The 4,629-nt window shown below is 38.5% G+C and carries 2 protein-coding genes; one reads left to right on the top strand and one right to left on the bottom strand.

Annotated features, from left to right (window positions below):
* Positions 1-2,453, bottom strand: a 2,453-nt coding sequence (locus tag C6H22_RS07740; RefSeq protein ID WP_158654673.1) for a S8 family serine peptidase, incomplete at its 3' end; no start/stop codon positions are given.
* Positions 2,454-2,662: 209 nt separating this feature from the next.
* On the opposite strand from C6H22_RS07740, the gene ilvD reads away from it, so the two are divergent.
* On the top strand, positions 2,663-4,629 hold a 1,967-nt coding region (gene ilvD / locus C6H22_RS07735), incomplete at its 3' end, for a dihydroxy-acid dehydratase (protein WP_104694705.1).

The following is a 4,629-nucleotide window of genomic DNA, read 5'->3' as shown; positions in this document are numbered from 1 at the left end:
GCTTTTGTTATATCAGCATTTGCACCATCTGTAACTTTTAGAGCCGCAACAAGCTTTGTTTTATCAGTGTTATCTATATTAAACACAAGTAAATTTGTGCTTTGAGCAGTAACACTTGTAAATTTATCCAATTGGCTTTTTAACCCATTGTTGTTGGTATTGGTAGTAGTATCTAAGTTTATTTGTATTTCATCATTTGCCTTAATCAAAGAAGCAGTAGTGTGGAGCGGGACATAGACTAGACTTCCTTTGATGTCATAGCTATTTGCACTTAAAGTGGAATTCTTTACTTCACTAGAAGTTTCACTTGATTTTGTAAAGGCGATTTGTAATATTCCATCTGTATTTTGTGTAAATTTCCCCTTTACTTCAAGGTTGCCTAATTTATCTGCAGTATCAGTTACTTCATCATAAAATCCTGCTTTGAGTATGCCACTATTTGTAAGGTTGCCAGTGATTGTGCCTTGACCTTTTAGGAGACCGGAGTTTTGAACATCAACACCTTTTGTAGCAGTTAGGTTTGAACCTTTATTAAAGAGCAAAGTCCCTCCATTATTCACCACACCCCCAGCGTTTAGTGTAGAATTTTCATTAAATAATATGATCCCACCATTCTTTGAAGTTAAGGTTCCATCTACTATATTATTATTACTTCCAGTTATACTAAAAACACCGCCATTTAGTGCGGTAGCATCCTTCTTTATAGTTCCACCACTTAACTCAAATGTTCCGCCATTTTGCGCAAACACTGAGCTTTCAGTAAGGCTACCAGTAAGCTTTAAGGTTCCACCACTTGCGATAGTATCACCTTTGTAAGTATTTGTGCCACTTAGAGTTAAGGTGCCATCACCTGTTTTTTCTAAACCGATTTTATCGATGCCTGCTAGTTTCTTTGGCGCGTTTAAGGCAGTATCAAGATGCCAATCTTTTTCCCAAGTTTTCTGCTCAATATCATTACTAAATTCTCCATTTTGACCTTTTGTATCAATTGTATAAAAAGCCTGATTTGTGTTAGGTTCACTGAATGATTGTTTTACATCGCTATCTAAAAGCCTATTTGCATCAAGCTTTCCAAGACCCTTTAAAGCCTTTTCAATATCTAAGATTCCTTGACCGATAAGCTCTTCTTTTGTCATATGCTTAGCAAAATTACCACCATCATTATACATCAAATGAGTCAGAATTTCTTCTGCTTGGTCAGCAGTCATGTTGAGCTTACTTTGTAAATCTGCCTTAACCTTATCTTTCTTATCCAAATAATCAACATCACTTGTATATATAACATTATAGTAATAATGTTTATCTATCTGTACGCCTGAGGCACTCCATTGCACAGGGCTTCTCTTAAGTATTATCTCCGGCAACTCTACATTAGAGTTCGCCGTGCTCAAAAGTATATCAGCTAAAAGTCTGCCACCTGCAAATGGATATTTTTCAGCCACCAATGCCGCTGCCCCACTTACAAAAGGTGCAGCTTGACTTGTCCCAGATTGTGGGCAAAACTCATAACCTAAACACAGATAATTTGAACCTTTCCAGCTTTTACTAGCTATTTCATTCTCGTAATATGCATTAGCAGATCCTATATCATAACCAGGGGCTAGAATTCCATAAGCTTGTGAACCCAAAAAAGCATTTGAAAAACTTGTAAACCCACCCCTATAATCTTGCGTTTTTGTATCAAACCTCTGCGTATTAAAAGTAAAGTTATCCCCGCTTTTTGTTATGTGTGCGCTGTCAAAAGCACCTACACTTATCCATGCTTTTAAGCCTTCATCATATGTTGGTAGACTAGAGTTTATACTGGGTGATAATTGCCCTTGATTGCCAGAACTATAAATTTGTAAAATTCCTGCTTTAGTGAGCTCTACTGTGGCTTGCAATCCTATACTTTCCGCTACTTTAGAAAAAACAAAAGTAGCGGTAATATCGTCAGCTAATTGCTTGTAACCGCCAACAAAAGTATTTGCATCATCCACTATTTCTTTATTCACAAATGGATAATAAGTGTTAGACCAGCTATTATTTATTACCTTTACGCCAGAGTTTTTAAAAAAATCATAAATATCGCCCTGATTACCACTGTATGGATACTTTGTGTTTAGATACGAAAGCCCATAAAATCCAGCTTTTGGAGCAATCCCGTGAATTTTATCGTTAGAATAATCATTCCCTACCGCAATTCCTGCTACATGCGTTCCATGTGCTGATGAAAAAGCGTCCCGCTCATAAAGGCTTAACTCATTTGAGCCTTCCGTTATCCCCTTGTTTGCCAAGCTTGGGTGATCTAGGTTAAAAGCAGAATCAATGAAGCCTATTGCTACGCCTTCACCCTTAGGTACAATATTTTCATCATAGTTTATAAGTCTCCAATCTTTTTTTAGATTGTCCAAAAAAGTATCCGCTTGTCCCAACGAAACAAGTGCAAACGAAAGCGCTATAGGTTTTAACATACTTATTGAATTCCTAATTTATTGTATTTGTTGATAATTTTTCAAAATTGAGGGGGTATTCTACAACAAAACATTACGCTAATATTAAATACAAGAGAATCTTTAGTTTAAATTTGGGACTATCCAGAGGCAAATATAAATAAGGTAAATTTTCTCTATGCACACATAATGATATAATAATGAGCAAATTTACTTACCAAGGAGATTCTATGCGAAGCGATATTGTAAAAAAAGGACATAATCGTGCTCCTCACAGGAGCTTATTAAGAGCTACAGGATTACAAGATGAGGATTTTTCTAAGCCTTTTATTGGCGTGGCAAATAGCTATATTGATATTATTCCTGGACATTTTTTCCTAAATAAATATGCTGAAATTATCAAAGATGAAATTAGAAAGGCTGGTGGCGTGCCTTTTGAGTTTAATACTATTGGTGTAGATGATGGCATCGCTATGGGACATAGCGGGATGCTGTATTCCCTCCCTAGTCGTGAGCTAATTGCTGATTGTATCGAAACGGTGATGAATGCACACGCATTAGATGCGATGATTTGTATTCCAAACTGCGATAAAATTGTGCCGGGTATGCTTATGGGGGCATTGCGTGTGAATGTGCCAACGATTTTTGTAAGCGGTGGACCGATGAAAGCAGGGAAACTAAGTGATGGAAGTGTGCTAGATCTAAATTCTGCATTTGAAGCGGTGGGGGCGTATGAAAGTGGCAAAATCGATGAAAAACGCTTGCACGAAATAGAATGCAACGCATGTCCTGGTGGTGGGAGCTGTAGCGGTATGTTTACGGCAAATTCTATGAATACGCTTTGTGAAGCTATGGGTGTAGCACTGCCCGGTAATGGAACGATCTTAGCACTTACAAAAGAACGCGAGGAGTTATTGCGAAAGGCTGCAAGACGCATAGTAGAGATTGCCCTAGATTCTCAAAAGAGTGAGCAGTTTAGATTCCGTAACATTTTGAATGCAAAAGCCGTGCATAATGCCTTTGTCGTGGATATGGCAATGGGTGGTAGCACAAATACGATTTTACATATGCTTGCTATTGCCAAAGAAGCTGAAGTGGATTTTAACCTAGAATCTATCAATAATATCGCTACAAATGTCGCCCATATCGCCAAAATCGCCCCGGCGTTAAGTAGTGTGCATATGGAAGACATAAACCGAGCAGGGGGAGTATCGGCAGTGATGAATGAGATTTCTAAGCGTGGCAATGCAGTGGATTATTGGATTGCAGGTTATTACAACAATGACGAAGAAACACGATTAAGGACAAGCGGAAAGTGGGAGTGGGATAAACATAACGAGAATGGAAATATAAGAAAGTATGAAAAATGCTCAGAAGAAATGAAAAAAGGTGATAGGGTTCTAACCTATGCCTTTGGTCAGCAAAAATTTGATGGTATTTTTGAGGTAATAAGTAATACAGAGGATTCAATCACCCTACAATACATCAACGAATTAAACATAAACATAAAAGATATAAGTTTGGAAGTAAAAAAATATTATAAAGAAAGTTATAGCTTTTTTGATAAGTATGGAAACACCATACAAGGCACATATTTTAGAACAAATAAAGAGCAGTTTAATGCAATTGTAGGATTAGATTCTATGGTAGCAAATTCTAGCAACAATAAAGGGACAATACACAAAACAGATTCTATTTTACATTTAGACACTCTCACAATCACCGGGGAGACTTTGGGGCAGAGAATCGCAAATGCAAACATCACAGATTCTACCATTATCCGCCACAATGACAACGCCTACTCACAAGTGGGCGGATTAAAAATCCTTTTTGGCAATCTCTGCGAACAAGGGGCGGTGCTAAAAGTCGCCGCCGTGGCAGAATCTATGAAAGAATTTAAGGGCAAAGCGATTTGTTTTAATTCCCAAGATGAGGCGATTAAGGGCATTGCAGGAGGCAAGGTAAAAAGTGGCAATGTCGTGGTTATCCGCTATGAGGGACCAAAAGGGGGTCCGGGAATGCAAGAGATGCTAAGTCCTACAAGTTTGATTATGGGGATGGGGCTAGGTGAAAGCGTGGCATTAATCACTGATGGGCGCTTTAGCGGAGCGACGCGTGGGGCGTGTATCGGGCATGTGAGTCCTGAAGCGGCTGAAGGGGGCTTGATAGCGTTGATAGAAGATGGCGATATGATAGA

This window comes from Helicobacter equorum, assembly GCF_900198655.1.
GTDB lineage: Bacteria > Campylobacterota > Campylobacteria > Campylobacterales > Helicobacteraceae > Helicobacter_F > Helicobacter_F equorum.
This window is presented reverse-complemented; position numbering and strand designations above follow the sequence as displayed.